Below are 14415 nucleotides of genomic sequence, written 5' to 3'. Positions count from 1 at the left end.
GATGTGTCCTTCTCAACCGTTTCTTACATTCAGGACAATGACCGTCGCGCCAAGAAAGGCGATGATCATACTGATGAAGTACAAACTGTCTTGAAGAGCCAGTACCCCTTGGTCAATGGCGTCAAAACGCGCAGACGGGCTCAGGGAAAGAAGGCGGTCAATCAGCCATACCGGAACTTGATGTTCAATCGCATCAAGAATGGATGACAGGCCACTGGCGGTCAGCAGCAAGCACAGGGTTACGGTGAATATAATCGCGCGATGGTGTGTCAGTGCGCAGATAAAACAACCCACGGATAGATAACATCCGGCCAATACCCAACTTCCCAGGTATTGTGACGCAATGACTGTATTGTCCGGATTGCCAAAATAGTTGACGGTGATGACTATCGGGAAGGTCAACAGCAGGGCCACGCCGGAAACAATCCAGGCCGCCAGAAACTTTCCGACCACTATCTCGAAACGTGTGACGGGCAGGGTTTTCAGCAACTCCATGGAACCGGTGGTGGGCTCGTCGGCCCAAAGCCGAGTGCATAGAACAGGTGTCAACAGTAAGTAGAGCCAGGGGTGCAACTGGAAGAAGCCCTGCAAGTCGGCACTGCCGACTTCCAGTAACCGGGTTGAGTGGAAGCCAAATACAGCAGCGGCGGTCAGGAAAACCGCAGTGCTCAGGTAAGTGACGGGAGCCGAAAAATAACTGACCAGTTGACGCTTGAATATGACCGGGAGAAGTTTCAAATCGATGCCTCCTGGCTCATATGGTGCACAACGTCATCCAGGCGCCCGGCTTCCAGGTTCAGGGCATTGAGCTTCCAGCGGCGCTGGGTGACCAGTGCATTGATGTGGGGGTAGATGATTTGCCCCGGCAGGGCGAGTACGGTCACTGTGCCGGGAGTCTCGCGGTCTTCCTCGATGCCGGCGACCCCGGGCAATACCGCCAGGGCCAACAGGTCCAGCGGTGTGTCGGCTGCAAGGGTGACCGCCTGGTGATGACGGGAGCTGCGCTGCAGTTCGGGCACCGAAGCGTCTGCCACCAATCGGCCGTCGGCTATCACCAGTGCGCGGGTACAAATACCGGTCAGTTCTTCCGGCGCACGGGACGCGACAATGATCGTCATCTCGTCGCTGAGCGACTTGATGAGCATTCTGACTTTGTGTTTCTGGTCGGCACTCAGACCTTCTGTTGGCTCGTCGAGCAACAGCAGGCCGGGGTCATGCAGGATTGCCTGGGCGATGGCTACCTTGCGTTTCAACCCGTCCGTGAGGGTTTCCACCGGGCTTTTGAGTATCCGCCACAACTCAAGCCGTGCAACTGCCCGGTCAATCATCTTGCGTTTTTCCGCGCCGCGGAATCCGCGTATTTCGGCAATGAAACCGAGAAAGGCCTTTACACTCATTGCACCATGGCTCAAGAGTCGCTCTGGCTGGTAGCCGGTGACTTTCTTTGCCTGGAATGCGTTCAGGGCGATATCGTTACCGAATATTTTTATATGACCTGAAGAGGGTGTAGTCGAGCCTGAGATCATTTTGATAATAGTTGTTTTTCCCGCACCATCATTTCCAAACAGCCCGAGGCATTCCTGGGGTTGGGCGTTGAATGAGAAGTCATGAATAATGTTTTTTTCGCCCATGGTTTTTGTCAGGCTCGTTATCTCGATCATTATGCTTTTCTACTGAATGGATATGGCAAGGCTGGATTAACCTGGGTGAACAGCAGGTTGTGAATGTTCGAAATTCAATGCTTGAAATCTTTTTATGTTGAAGCTTTTCCGACGTCGCACTGTTAAAAAATGGTACGTTCAATAAACGCTCTTGGAAATGCTGAGGGGGCTGAATAAGATAAGTCCTACATGCCAGACTATGACTCGCTGAAACAATTGTTTTGCTTTTGATGATTTAATTACAGTCGTTGTTTATTTGGTGTTTATTTAAAGTTTATGCCAATTTGAAATGGAGCCTGATGTCATGCTGCTTCTACGTACCCTTGTTCTTGAACAGTCCGGGCATGATGCACCGGTCAATGGTGCACTGCTTTGTGGTTTTGCGGTGGCGCAGATCTCTTCAAACTTTCTTGCCTACAGTCTGGATGAAGAAACAGAGCCCGGTAGTTCACGGGTGTACATCGCAGCGTTGCGCAAAAAGTCCGAACGTTACTTTCTGGGGGCGATAGACTCCAAGGAAGACCTGCAAATAGCGACCCATGTCTTCAAGCAAATCCTGACGCTCGCGGCTGCTCCCGGGGCAAAATCTGCAAGCAGCGGCGAAACTCAGATTCCCTTTCATTTTGTTGATTTGAAAGGCTGCAAATTGCCCCCGGCCAGGCCTGAAGATCATCACTCGTTGACGATCAAGAAATCCCTGGTGATGAAGGTGATTACCCTGGGAACGTCGGCGCCCGGTTTGCCCGCCATTGAAAGCAATACGTTGATCGTGCCGTCGATTCGTTTCTCCTCAAGAATGGTGTCTGCTCCCAGGTCCCCCGATCCTTCAGAGCCTGCGCGGTCATTGCCCGAGCCGGTGACGCAGTCGCCCGAGGCTGAGCTCGAGATATCCGAGCCGCTCGTTGAGGCGCCACTACAGGCACCGATTGAGGCGCCTGCTGTCGCTGCGCCACTGCCGGCGCCCATAGTCCAACAACCTGAAACGGTCCCCCAGGCGCCGCCGCCCATGCCTGCCCGGAATGAGTCAGCCTCGTTGTTTGAAGTGGACGATACGCTGGCCAATCTTTCCCGATTGTCACAGGAGCTGACGCAGCAAAAGCTCAGCGTGCTCAAGCAGGAAGAAGCGCTTGATCAGTTGCGTCTCGAACTGCGCCAGGAAAAGGCTGACCTTGAGCAGGAGAGTCAGCGGAGTGCCGATAGGATTGCCGAAAAGGAAACGTCCCTGGAACAGTTGGCCCGCACGCTGGCCCTCCGGGAGGAGCATCTGGCTGGCAGCTCGGCGCTGAACCAGACAGAGCAGCGTCGAATGGACGAGCGTGCGCGCTACCTGGAGAGCCAGGAAGCCCAGTTGCATGACCGTGACCTTGCGGTGCGCCTCAAGGAGCAACAGCTGACAGCTGCGCTGTTCCAGTTGCCTGTCCTGCGGGACAACCTGAGGGTTACGCTTCAATCCCTGGATGAGTCACTTGCATGGCTTGGCGAGAACGGGCGCGGCCAGCCTGAATGCGGCCCGACCCAGCCGGAGGCTGACTGATACGCGTCGTTGCCGGAATCCGCCGGTGGGTCTGGCTACTTTCCCGAGTTCATTTATCATCGACCCCCACAGCCGACATCGGGCGTTAAATGCGTTGTGCCTGATGCGGCAGCGGGTCTGAAAAATGCAAACTTCCAGGGGATGTAGAGCTTTTGAGCACCAAGCTGATTACCAAAGAAGGTCATGAAGCCCTGAAAAAGGAGCTTGATTACCTGTGGCGAGAAAAGCGCCCTGATACCACCCGCAAAGTGACGTGGGCGGCCTCCCTGGGGGACAGGAGCGAAAACGCCGACTACCAGTACAACAAGAAGCTGCTGCGGGAAATTGATCGTCGGGTGCGTTATTTACGCAAGCGCCTGGAAGACATGCGCGTGGTCGAGTACATGCCCGAGCAGGAAGGGAAGGTGTTTTTCGGCGCCTGGGTGGAGATTGAAAACGAACAGGGCGAGACCAAGCGGTTTCGCATCGTGGGGTACGACGAGATCTATGAGCGTATGGACTACATCTCCATCGACTCACCCATGGCCCGGGCACTGTTGCGCAAGGAAGTGGATGACGAGGCGCTCGTGCAGACCCCGAGTGGCGAAGTGTGCTGGTGGATCACCGCTATCGAATATGTGAAGTGACAACGGATGGCCCGTACGCATGAACGCGTGCGGGCCATTTGCGTTTTCAGCCCTCGCGCAGCACCGTCAACGGGCTGGCATTCAGTGCGCGGCGGGTGCCGAACACGCCGGCACCGCCGATCAGCACGGCGCCGATCACCGGCAGCAGCAATAGCCACGGATGCGGGTGCCAGGTCAGGTCGAACGCGTAGCGGTACAGCACCAGTGTCACCAGTTCGGTGCCCAGCGCTGCCAACAGCCCGCTGACTGCGCCCAACAACCCGAACTCGATACGCCGGGCCTTGACCAGCAACTTGCGCTCAGCCCCCAGCGCCCGCAGCAGGGCGCCCTGGCGAATCCGCTCATCGAGGGTTGCCTGGAGCCCGGAGAACAACACGGCCATCCCCGCCGCCAGGACAAACAACAGCACGTACTCCACCGCCAGGGTGACCTGGGCCAGGATGCTGCGCAGTTGTTCCAGCAGTGCCTCCACCTGCAGGATGGTCACCGCCGGGAAGGCCCGGGACAGGTCGACGATCTGTTGGTCATGGCCGGGTGCGAGGTAGAAGCTGGTCAGGTAGGTGGCCGGCAGGTCCTTCAGGGTGCCGGGCTGGAAGATCATGAAGAAGTTGGGCTGGAAGTTGTCCCAGTTGATTTCCCGCAGGCTGGTGACCCGCGCTTCGCGGTTTTCCCCGCCGACGGTAAACACCAGGTGATCGTTGAGCTTGAGTTTCAGGCTGTCGGCGACCTTGGCCTCCACCGAGACGCCTGGAATCTCGTCGGTCGGTTGCGCCGTCCACCAGGAGCCCGCCGTCAGCTTGTTGCCCGGTGGCAGGTCGGCGGCCCAGGTCAGGCTCAAGTCTCGCTGTACTGCACGATCGCCGCTGGAGTCCTTGCTGACAATCTCCTGCACTGGCGAGCCATTGATGCTGATCAGTCGTCCCGGTACCACCGGATACAGCGGAGCCGATTGCGCCTGTAATTCCAGCAGGCGTGCGCCGAAGGTGTCTTTGTCGGCGGGCAGGATGTTCAGGGCGAAATAGTTGGGGGCGTCCTTGGGCAACTGGTTCTGCCAGGTGTCCAGCAATTCGCCGCGCAACAACGCGATCAAGCCCATGGATAACAGGATCAGCCCGAACGCCAGTGACTGCCCCGCGGCCGCCAGGGGATGACGCAGCAACTGGCCCAGCCCCAGGCGCCAGGGCAGGGAGGCCCGGGCCAGCAGGCGTCGCAGGCTTTGCAGCAACAGGAGCAGCAGGCCGCCGAGAACCAGCGCGGCAATCACGCCGCCGCCCAGCAGGGCGAAGGTCAGCACCAGGTCGAGGCTCAAGCGCCACATGATCAGGCCCAGGGCGAAGAGTGCGGCGCCGTAGACCATCCAGGTGCTGGAAGGGATTGGCAGCAAGTCGCGGCGCAATACCCGCAGTGGCGGCACCCGCCCCAGGGCGGCCAGCGGCGGCAGGGCGAAACCGGCGAGGGCTACCAGCCCGGTGCCAATCCCGGCAACGGCCGGCAGCAGCCCGCCGGGTGGAACGTCCGCCGGCAGCAGGTCATGCAACAGCGCAAACAGGCCCAATTGCGCCAGCCAGCCGAGCAGGGCGCCGGTCAGGCTGGCCAGCAACCCCAGCACGGCCAATTGCAGGCTGAACAGCAACATGGTTTCGCGTCGCGACAACCCGAGGCAGCGCAGCAGGGCGCTGGCATCAAAGCGTCGGCTGGCGAAGCGATTGGCCGAGAGCGCCACGGCCACGCCGGAGAGCAGCACCGCCACCAGGCTGGCCATGTTCAAGTAACGTTCGGCCTTGCCCAGCGCGCCGCCGATCTGCTGGTTGCCGTCGCGCGCATCCTGCAGCCGCTGGTTGGCAGCCAGGCCGGGCTTGACCAGGTCGCGATAGGTTTGCAGCACGGTGCCGCCTTGTGGCGCGCGCCACAGGTCGCGATAACTCACGCGACTGCCGGGCTGCACCACGCCGGTGGCGTCAAGGTCGGCCAGGTTGATCATCACCCTGGGCGTCAGGCTATAGAAGTTGCCGGCGCGATCCGGCTCATAGGTCAGCACGCGCGAAAGGCGCAGGGTCTTCATGCCGACGTCGATGCTGTCGCCGATTTTCAGGTTCAGTGCCGTCAACAGCCGTGCTTCCACCCAGGCTTCACCGGGTTTGGGGCCACCTCCGGCAGTTTCTTCGGCGAAGGGTTCGGCGGCGCTCTTCAGCTCGCCGCGCAACGGATACGCCTCGTTGACCGCCTTGATGCTGGACAGCTGGATGCCAGCGTCAGTGGCAATCACGCTGGAGAATTCCACCACCCTGGCGTGCTGCAGGCCCAGCTCGGTGCCACTCTGGATTTGCTCGGTGCGGGCGGGTGAACTGCCTTCCAGCACCAGGTCGGCCGCCAGGAACTCGGTGGCGCGCAACATCATCGCGCCGTTCAGGCGGGCACCGAAGTAACCGATGGCGGTGCTGGCGGCCACGGCCACCAGCAGGGCGAAGAACAGCACACGCAGTTCGCCGGCGCGGGCATCGCGCAGCAACTGGCGAAGGGCAAGGCTGAACAGGCGCAACAAGGGCAAGCGTGCCATCAAGGCTCCAGGGGCGCGACCATCAGGCCGGCTTCAAGACGGATCAGGCGACGGCAACGGTGGGCCAGGCGCTCGTCATGGGTCACCAGCACCAGGGTCGTGCCGCTCTCTTTGTTGAGTTCGAACAGCAGGTCGCTGATGCGCTCGCCGGTATGGCTGTCGAGGTTGCCGGTGGGTTCATCGGCAAACAGCACGTCCGGTTCGGCAGCAAACGCCCGGGCAATCGCTACCCGTTGCTGCTCACCCCCCGAGAGTTGGCGCGGCGAGTGGGTGAGACGCTGGCCCAGGCCGACACGCTCCAGCAGGTGTTTGGCGCGCTCGCGGGCGTCCTTGCGACCGTCCAGCTCCAGGGGCAGCATCACGTTTTCCAGCGCGTTGAGGCTGTCGAGCAACTGGAAGGACTGGAACACAAACCCCACGTGCTCGGCGCGGATGCGTGCACGCTGGTCTTCGTCGAGGGTACTCAGGGCCTGGCCGGCGAGGGTGACTTCGCCACTGCTGGGCAGGTCGAGGCCGGCCAGCAGGCCGAGGAGGGTGGATTTGCCGGAACCGGAGGCGCCGACGATAGCCAGGCTATCGCCCTTGTTCAGTTCCAGGCTCAGTTCGTGCAGGATAGTCAGTTCACCTTCCGCGCTGGGAACCACTTTGCTAAGGTTTCGCGCGGTGAGAATGCTTGCGCCCATGGAGAATCCAATGCGAATGTGGTTTTTGAGTGCTGGCCTGGCCTTGATGTGCATGGCCCAGAACGCAGCGGCGGGTACAGTCCTGATCGTTGGCGATAGTATCAGTGCCGGTTTCGGGCTGGATACCAGCAAAGGGTGGGTAGCGTTGTTGGGACAACGGCTCAAGAGCGAAGGTTTCGACGATAAAGTGGTCAACGCCTCTATCAGCGGCGACACCAGTGCCGGAGGCCGGGCGCGGCTGCCGGCGGCGCTTGCAGAGCATAAGCCGGACCTGGTGATCATTGAGCTGGGCGGCAATGACGGCCTGCGTGGGCAGCCACCCGAGCAATTGAAACAAAATCTTGCATCGATGATTGAACAGTCCAAGGCCAGCGGTGCCAAGGTGCTGCTGCTGGGCATGCAGTTGCCGCCTAATTACGGGCCGAAATACACCACCGCGTTTGCTAATGTCTACCCGGCCCTGGCCAAGGAAAAAAGCGTCCCGCTGGTGCCGTTTTTCCTTGAAGGCGTCGGTGGTCATCCGGACCTGATGCAGGCTGACCAATTGCACCCGGCGGTTGGCGCGCAGGGCAAGTTGCTGGAAAATGTCTGGCCAACGCTAAAACCACTGCTATGACGCTTTTCTAGCAGCGGTCTTTCGGCTAAGGTGGCGCCCCCCCGATTTGGAGCCCCCGATGTCGCGTCCTGCCTGGTCACTGTTTGCCTACCAACTGATCGAGCCTGACGAACAGCTGGATCTGTTCGCCTGCCAGGAAGTCCGGGTGCATCTGGTGACGCGTCAATTGGAGTTGGGCGGGTCCATCGACCGCACCCTCTGCGGCACGTTGTTGCCTGCCCAGCCGCGCTGGTCATCGGTGGATCGCTCGATCTTCCAGGACCAGCGTTTGTGCCCCCTGTGCCGGGCGATCCTCGAGTCGCAAAAACGCGGCACACCGCCGATCTGGCCGGAGCTGCGCTTCGAGCTTTGAATATGGGTGCCCGCCGGGCAGCCGTGTACAATCCATTTTCTACTACCCGTCGATCTGCGAAGGAATTCCCGGATGTTGTCGCGCCTTTCCGCCGTCACCTGCTGCCTGTCTCTCGCTGCGCTCTGCGCGGCCGGTCCTGCTGCAGCCTTGCAGTTGCCTTTGCCGCCACCGGGTGAAGATATCGTTGGCCAGGTCCAGGTGATCAAGGCCAAGTACGAAGATACCTTCGCGGACCTCGGCACCACCTACGACCTGGGTTATTCGGAGATGGTCGCGGCCAACCCGGGCGTGGATGCCTGGCTGCCGGGAGCGGGTACCGAGATCGTGTTGCCGACGCGCTTCATCCTGCCGCCCGGCCCGCGTGAAGGCATCGTGATCAACCTGGCGGAGTACCGGCTCTACTACTACCCCAAGGGCCAGAACGTGGTGTACACGTTCCCGTTGGGGATTGGCCGTGAAGGCTGGGGCTCGCCAGTGGCCCACACCACCATCACGGGCAAGATCCCAAACCCGACCTGGACCCCGCCAGCCTCGATCAAGGCAGAACACGCCGCCAATGGCGACCCGTTGCCCAACGTCGTGCCGGCGGGCCCGGACAACCCGCTGGGGCCGTTCAAGTTCACCCTCGGCACGCCGGGCTACCTGATCCACGGTTCCAACATGAAGTTCGGCATCGGTACCCGTACCAGCCACGGTTGCTTCCGCATGTTCAACAACAACGTGCTGGAAATGGCCGACATGGTGCCGGTGGGCACGTCGGTGCGGATTATCAACGACGCCTACAAGTTCGGCGCGGCCGGGGGCAAGGTCTACCTGGAAGCCCATACGCCGCTGAACGACGATGGCACCCCATCGGTCGTCGACAAGCACACCGCCGTCATCAACGCCTTGCTCAAGCGTGAAGACCTGTCCAGCAACCTGCGGGTCAACTGGGACCAGGTGCGTGACGTGGTTGCGGCTGAAGACGGTTTGCCGACGGAAATCGGTGTACCCGGCGGGGCGCCGATGGTATCGAGTACGCCGGTCGATCTGCAGCAGTAAGCCTGCACGATCCATAACCCGTTATCGCCTCGCGCGGTGACGGGTTTTTTATTGTCTGGAATCCAGCCAAATCACAGGCAAAAAAAAGCCGATCCAAGAATGGATCGGCTTGATAACAACCCCGGAGGATTATTACTTGCGGCTTGCTTTTTCAAGCATGCGCAGAGCGCGCTCGTTAGCTTCGTCAGCAGTCTGTTGTGCTTTTTGAGCAGCAGCCAGAGCTTCATCAGCTTTACGGTAGGCTTCGTCTGCACGAGCCTGGGAGCGTGCTGCTGCGTCTTCAGTTGCAGTCAGACGAGCTTCGGTTTCTTTGGAGACGCTGCTGCAACCGGTAGCCAGAACTGCGGCCAGAGCCAGAGCAGAGAATTTCAGAACGTTGTTCATCGTGTTCCCCTTCAAGGACTTTCTATTAAATGGCTACTTTCTCAGAGTGAGCTAATAGCCGGCGTACATACTACCCATTACTTGTAGTAAGTAAACTGACGTAGCGCAAGAAGCAAAAAAAATTCTCGCGTCCAATCTATTTTGGCTAATCTTTCGAGAGTCTGTATAAAAAATATGCAGATTTTTGCACTCGGCCGAGGATTGGATCCAGCCTGAAAGGGCCGGCTGGCATGTGTTAAGCCATGTAAACATAAGTCATTTTATATATCGTCCCTGACACTATTGTTCAGATTGTCTTTTCGCCATTCGGTATCTTTTGTGCATGTTGAGGTGACTTTAAGAGCGCGTGTTCGTCTCAAGCTTCAACTGCCGGCAATGTTCAGGCCATCGACGTAAGGAATCTCGATTGGCCCTTTCTATGTCCGCCAGCGCAACGGAAGACGAGCGCGTCTTGAGCAATTGTGCGATTGGCGCCTACTATTTCCCTGTGCTGGTTGTGAGCGCTAGTGCAAGGCACTGGCCGCTTTTCTCGTTGTCGAAACCGGCACCGGGTGGCGTAGATGTTCCTTCGCCGGAAAAACATCGGTAAGGTAGGGGTCAGAAACCAAGACCCGCGAGGAGTAGTGATGAGCGAGGCGTTGTCCATCCACCATGACCAGGCTGGTCATCAGTTCGAGACCAATGTGGACGGTCATCGTGCCTATCTGACCTATATGGATCTCGGGAAGCAGACCCTGGATATCTATCGCACCTTCGTGCCCAACGCATTGCGCGGCCGTGGCATTGCTGCCGCGCTGACCGAGGAAGCGTTGAAGTTCGCCGAAGAGGCAGGTTATACGGTGATCCCGTCCTGCTCCTACGTTGAGCGCTACATGGAGCGCCACCAGCGCCATGCCGCGAAGCTTTGAGCATTGAGTAGGGCGGTACGCAGAGCATCCCAGGATGCATTCCCACGCAGGGCGGGGGAACGATCAAAAAAAACGCCGGGTTTAGCCCGGCGTTTTTGTGTCCGCAGTCTGTGCTCAGCCGCGCTGGCGCTTGGGCAACACGTCCTTGAGCTTGGCGTGCATGCTGCGCAAGGTGGTCTCGGTGGCAGACCAGTCGATGCACGCATCGGTGATCGACACGCCGTATTGCAGGTCGGCCAGGTCCTTTGGAATCGCCTGGCAGCCCCAGTTCAGGTGGCTTTCGACCATCAGGCCGATGATCGACTGGTTGCCTTCCAGAATCTGGTTGGCCACGTTCTCCATCACCAGCGGTTGCAGGGCCGGGTCCTTGTTGGAGTTGGCGTGGCTGCAATCGACCATGATGTTCGGCTTGATCTTCGCCTTGTTCAGCGCCTGTTCGCACAAGGCCACGCTGACCGAATCATAGTTGGGCTTGCCATTGCCGCCACGCAGTACCACGTGACCGTAGGCGTTGCCCTTGGTGGTGACGATGGACACGCCACCTTCCTGGTTGATGCCCAGGAAGCGGTGCGGGCTGGAGACCGACTGCAGGGCGTTGATCGCCACGGTCAGGCCGCCATCGGTACCGTTCTTGAAACCCACGGCCGAGGACAGGCCGGAAGCCATTTCGCGGTGAGTCTGGGATTCGGTGGTGCGTGCACCAATTGCCGACCAGCTGATCAGGTCTTGCAGGTACTGCGGGGAAATCGGGTCCAGGGCTTCGGTTGCCGTCGGCAGGCCCATTTCCGCCAGGTCCAGCAGCAATTGACGACCGATGTGCAGGCCGTCCTGGATCTTGAACGAGTCGTCCAGGTACGGGTCGTTGATCAAGCCTTTCCAGCCGACGGTGGTACGCGGCTTCTCGAAATAGACACGCATCACCAGGTACAAGGTGTCGGACACTTCCGCCGCCAGCACCTTCAGGCGCTCGGCGTATTCGTGGGCAGCCTTGAGGTCATGGATCGAGCACGGCCCGATGACCACGAACAGGCGGTGGTCGGTGCCGTCGAGAATCTCACGGATGACTTCGCGGCCCTTGGTGACGGTCTGCAGGGCAGCGTCGCTCAGGGGGATTTCGCGCTTGAGCTGATCGGGCGTGATCAGGGTCTCGTTGGATTCGACGTTAAGGTCGTTGATCGGTAAATCAGCCATCGTGTTACTCGTCAGGGTCACGGGTGCCGGCCGCCAGCGATCCCCGTGCGGCGGAGCACAGCATGATTTAAGTGCAGCGGGGAGCGGAACCTTAGCGCGTTACAAGGCTGCGAGACAATGGGCAACGTCCGCTTTAATCCAGCGCTGGCAGCACAAAAGCCTCATGGGAGAACTCGCCGGCATGGCGCGTGACCCATTCCCGGGCCAGCGCTTCGCTCTGCCCGAGTGTGGGCTCGGCGCCTTCGTGGAGGCGGCAGTACCGTTCGATCTGGCACACTTGCTCACCCATTCGCGCACCGAACAAGGCCTGCTCATCGGTAAAGGCAATGTCGACGCGGTAGCCGTTTTCGGCCTTGCGGCACCATGCCACATAGCCCGGATAGCGGGCCGTCTGGCCCAGTGAGGGGATGTGCAACTCGATGGCCGCGCCCTGGCGCCAGGCGCGCGGGCAATTGCATGCGACGCCGCCCAGGCCGATAGTGTGCAGCCGTTGGCGGGAAATGCCGGAAATGGGGCGTTGGGTTATTTCGACAGCGACATCATCAGGGTGAGGAAAGAAACGACCCATGCACACGGACTCCGAGCACCGTCCAGTTGACGGCGGTGGCAGCAGTATAGTGAAAGAACTGCAACTTACCGACCTGGATATCGACCAGCAATTATTGGGGCTTCGCGGCACGTCCCTGGTGGTGTTTACCGGTGACGGCTGCTCGCGTTGCCGCTTCCTGCACCAGCAACTGCCGGGGTGGGACTTGCCGGTGGACCGGGTGTGCTGGGTAGATGCGGGTCACAATGGCGGGGCAGTGGAGCGCTACGAGATCTTTCACCTGCCAGCGTTGTTTGTGGTGTGTAACGGGAAATTCCATGGAATATTAGCGTCACTGACGCGTCTGACCGCCAGCGACCTGACTCAAGGTGTGCAGCAGGCGCTCAAACGAATGCCAGAGGAGTTGCCATGACCGAAGTAACAAAACAGTCGCCACGGATCGGGATCATCGGCACCGGGGCCATTGGTGGCTACTACGGTGTGATGCTCGCGCGCGCCGGCTTCGATGTGCATTTCCTGCTGCGCAGCGAGTACGCGGCGGTCAGCGAGCGCGGCCTGCAACTCAACAGCACGATCCACGGAACCGTGCACCTTCACCCGGTACAGGCTTATGCCCGCGCCGCCGACATGCCGCCGTGCGACTGGCTGCTGGTGGGCACCAAATCGACCGGGAATGTCGAACTGGCCCCGACCATCGCTCAAGTTGCCGCCCCGGACGCCAGGATAATCCTGTTGCAAAATGGCCTCGACGTAGAGGACAGCCTGCGTGAACACCTGCCGCCGTCGCTGCACCTGCTGGGTGGCCTGTGCTACATCGGCGTGCACCGTTCCGGTCCCGGGATCGTCGAGCATCAGGCGCTGGGCCGGGTCAACCTGGGTTACCACAGTGGCCCCGCGGCCAACGATGACAACGGTCGGCAAGCCATCGTCGAAGAAGGCGCCGCGCTGTTTCACCAGGCCGGTATCGATTCCCAGGCCATGGCCAATGTGCACCAGGCGCGCTGGCATAAACTGGTGTGGAACGTGCCTTACAACGGTCTCTCGGTAGTGTTCGGCACGGGCACCACGGCGATGATGGCGGATGAGTCCAGCCGCGAACTGATCCAGGCGCTGATGGCCGAAGTGGTGCAGGGCGCCCACGCCTGCGGGCATGAGATTCCCGCCAGTTACGCCGGGCAGATGTTCACCATGACCGAGAGCATGGATGACTACTTGCCCAGCATGTATCACGATTACGTGCACAAGCGCCCGCTGGAACTGGCGGCGATCTACGCGCGCCCCTTGGCCGCGGCCAACGCGGCGGGTTGTGAATTGCCACGCATGCAGGCGCTGTATCAGGCCTTGAGTTTTATGGATCGGCATAACCGCTGATTGGGGGGAACACCATGGCGAAGGGATTGGGCGACAAACTGGTGCTGGCGATTTCCTCGCGAGCGCTGTTCGACCTGAGCGAGAGCCACAAGGTCTACCTGGCCCAAGGCGTCGAGGCGTACCGCAAGTACCAGATCGACCACGAGGAAGAAACCCTCGAGCCCGGTGACGCCTACCCGCTGGTGAAGAAACTCCTGAGCCTCAACGCCAGCCTCGGCCGCGCCCGGGTCGAGGTGGTGCTGGTGTCGCGCAACAGTGCCGACACCGGCTTGCGTGTATTCAATTCGATCCAGCATTACGGGCTCGACATCTCCCGCGCGGCGTTTGTCGGCGGGCGCAGCCCTTATCCTTATCTGGCGGCGTTTGGCTGCCACCTGTTTCTGTCCACCCATGCCGAGGATGTGCGCAGCGCCCTGGATGCCGGGTTTGCCGCAGCGACGATTCTGTCGGGCGGCGCAGGTCGGGCCTCCAGTGCCGAATTGCGGATCGCCTTCGATGGCGACGCGGTGCTGTTTTCCGACGAGTCCGAGCGCGTTTATCAGTCGGGCGGCCTTGAAGCCTTCCAGGCCAGCGAGCGCGAATCCGCCCGCGAGCCGTTGCGCGGCGGCCCATTCAAGGGCTTCCTGGCGGCACTCAACCTGTTGCAGCGCGAGTTCCCCGACGAGTCCTGCCCCATCCGCACTGCGCTGGTGACCGCCCGTTCGGCGCCTTCCCACGAGCGGGTGATTCGCACGCTGCGCGAGTGGGATATCCGTCTCGACGAGTCGCTGTTTCTTGGTGGCCTGGAGAAGTCGGCGTTCCTCGAAGCCTTCGCCGCCGATGTGTTTTTCGATGACCAGGAAGGGCATTGCGAGAAGGCCCGGGAGTTCGTGGCCACCGGTCACGTCCCCCATGGCATCAGTAACGAGTTGAAAATTCAGACCGAGGGCTGAGCACTGCCAAAG

Annotated in this window: 16 protein-coding genes; 9 read left to right on the top strand and 7 right to left on the bottom strand. The window is 60.2% G+C overall.

All coding sequences use genetic code 11. The annotated features are described in order from the left end of the window. Positions 1–12: 12 nt before the first annotated feature. Both HX821_RS19845 and HX821_RS19840 read right to left on the bottom strand, forming a co-directional pair. Positions 13–738: an ABC transporter permease gene (locus tag HX821_RS19845; RefSeq protein WP_177036259.1), complete on the bottom strand. Its 726-nt coding sequence runs from the start codon at positions 736–738 to the stop codon at positions 13–15. Further along, the gene (locus HX821_RS19840) at positions 735–1661 is read right to left on the bottom strand and encodes an ABC transporter ATP-binding protein (RefSeq protein ID WP_177036258.1); all 927 of its coding nucleotides are present in this window, start codon (positions 1659–1661) and stop codon (positions 735–737) included. Before HX821_RS19840 ends, HX821_RS19845 begins: the two co-directional genes overlap by 4 nt. A 304-nt stretch (positions 1662–1965) precedes the next feature. Here HX821_RS19840 and HX821_RS19835 point away from each other — a divergent pair, with 304 nt between their 5' ends. Together HX821_RS19835 and greB are read left to right on the top strand one after the other, a co-directional pair. After that, complete coding sequence (locus HX821_RS19835; protein WP_177036257.1) at positions 1966–3195, top strand: hypothetical protein; 1230 nt, start codon at positions 1966–1968, stop codon at positions 3193–3195. Positions 3196–3347: 152 nt separating this feature from the next. Next, complete coding sequence (greB, locus tag HX821_RS19830; protein ID WP_008437752.1) at positions 3348–3821, top strand: transcription elongation factor GreB; 474 nt, start codon at positions 3348–3350, stop codon at positions 3819–3821. 46 nt (positions 3822–3867) lie between these two features. Here greB and HX821_RS19825 read toward each other — a convergent pair whose 3' ends face one another. Together HX821_RS19825 and HX821_RS19820 are read right to left on the bottom strand one after the other, a co-directional pair. After that, the gene (locus tag HX821_RS19825; protein WP_003218728.1) at positions 3868–6378 is read right to left on the bottom strand and encodes an ABC transporter permease; all 2511 of its coding nucleotides are present in this window, start codon (positions 6376–6378) and stop codon (positions 3868–3870) included. Beyond that, a complete protein-coding gene (locus HX821_RS19820) occupies positions 6378–7061 on the bottom strand; it encodes an ABC transporter ATP-binding protein (protein ID WP_003218726.1) in 684 nt (227 codons plus the stop codon). The genes HX821_RS19825 and HX821_RS19820 overlap by 1 nt, the downstream gene beginning before the upstream one ends. A gap of 10 nt (positions 7062–7071) precedes the next feature. Here HX821_RS19820 and HX821_RS19815 point away from each other — a divergent pair, with 10 nt between their 5' ends. From HX821_RS19815 to HX821_RS19805, 3 genes are all read left to right on the top strand, one after another. Then, the gene (locus tag HX821_RS19815) at positions 7072–7677 is read left to right on the top strand and encodes an arylesterase (protein WP_003218725.1); all 606 of its coding nucleotides are present in this window, start codon (positions 7072–7074) and stop codon (positions 7675–7677) included. Between the two features lie 58 nt (positions 7678–7735). Continuing rightward, positions 7736–8029 carry a hypothetical protein gene (locus tag HX821_RS19810; protein ID WP_003218723.1) on the top strand — a complete coding sequence of 98 codons (294 nt, stop codon included), beginning with the start codon at positions 7736–7738 and terminating at the stop codon, positions 8027–8029. Between the two features lie 72 nt (positions 8030–8101). Beyond that, entirely contained in the window at positions 8102–9070 is a 969-nt protein-coding gene (locus HX821_RS19805; protein ID WP_008437756.1) for a L,D-transpeptidase family protein, read from the top strand. A 132-nt stretch (positions 9071–9202) separates the two neighbouring features. On the opposite strand, the gene oprI is transcribed toward HX821_RS19805, so the two are convergent. Continuing rightward, positions 9203–9454, bottom strand: coding sequence for an outer membrane lipoprotei OprI (oprI, locus tag HX821_RS19800; protein ID WP_003172710.1), 252 nt, complete (start codon positions 9452–9454; stop codon positions 9203–9205). Positions 9455–10080: 626 nt separating this feature from the next. Between oprI and HX821_RS19795 the strand changes: the two genes are divergently transcribed. Next, complete coding sequence (locus HX821_RS19795; protein ID WP_003189869.1) at positions 10081–10362, top strand: GNAT family N-acetyltransferase; 282 nt, start codon at positions 10081–10083, stop codon at positions 10360–10362. 114 nt (positions 10363–10476) lie between these two features. On the opposite strand, the gene HX821_RS19790 is transcribed toward HX821_RS19795, so the two are convergent. Both HX821_RS19790 and HX821_RS19785 read right to left on the bottom strand, forming a co-directional pair. Then, positions 10477–11553, bottom strand: coding sequence for a 3-deoxy-7-phosphoheptulonate synthase (locus HX821_RS19790; RefSeq protein ID WP_003218719.1), 1077 nt, complete (start codon positions 11551–11553; stop codon positions 10477–10479). 133 nt (positions 11554–11686) lie between these two features. Next, positions 11687–12121: a PilZ domain-containing protein gene (locus HX821_RS19785; RefSeq protein WP_008437761.1), complete on the bottom strand. Its 435-nt coding sequence runs from the start codon at positions 12119–12121 to the stop codon at positions 11687–11689. Between HX821_RS19785 and HX821_RS19780 the strand changes: the two genes are divergently transcribed. The 3 genes from HX821_RS19780 to HX821_RS19770 are packed head-to-tail and all read left to right on the top strand — an operon-like array spanning position 12120 to position 14403. Continuing rightward, positions 12120–12512 (top strand): thioredoxin, encoded by a 393-nt coding sequence (locus tag HX821_RS19780; RefSeq protein WP_177036256.1) that lies wholly within the window; start codon positions 12120–12122, stop codon positions 12510–12512. The two genes, HX821_RS19785 and HX821_RS19780, sit on opposite strands and share 2 nt — an antisense overlap. Then, entirely contained in the window at positions 12509–13471 is a 963-nt protein-coding gene (locus tag HX821_RS19775) for a putative 2-dehydropantoate 2-reductase (RefSeq protein ID WP_102368441.1), read from the top strand. The genes HX821_RS19780 and HX821_RS19775 overlap by 4 nt, the downstream gene beginning before the upstream one ends. A gap of 14 nt (positions 13472–13485) precedes the next feature. Beyond that, complete coding sequence (locus HX821_RS19770) at positions 13486–14403, top strand: 5'-nucleotidase (protein ID WP_177036255.1); 918 nt, start codon at positions 13486–13488, stop codon at positions 14401–14403. The last annotated feature ends 12 nt before the right edge of the window (positions 14404–14415 follow it).

The organism is Pseudomonas sp. B6001, assembly GCF_013386015.1.
Classification (GTDB): domain Bacteria; phylum Pseudomonadota; class Gammaproteobacteria; order Pseudomonadales; family Pseudomonadaceae; genus Aquipseudomonas.
Note: the sequence above shows the minus strand (reverse complement) of the source record. Positions and strands in the feature narration are given on the sequence as shown.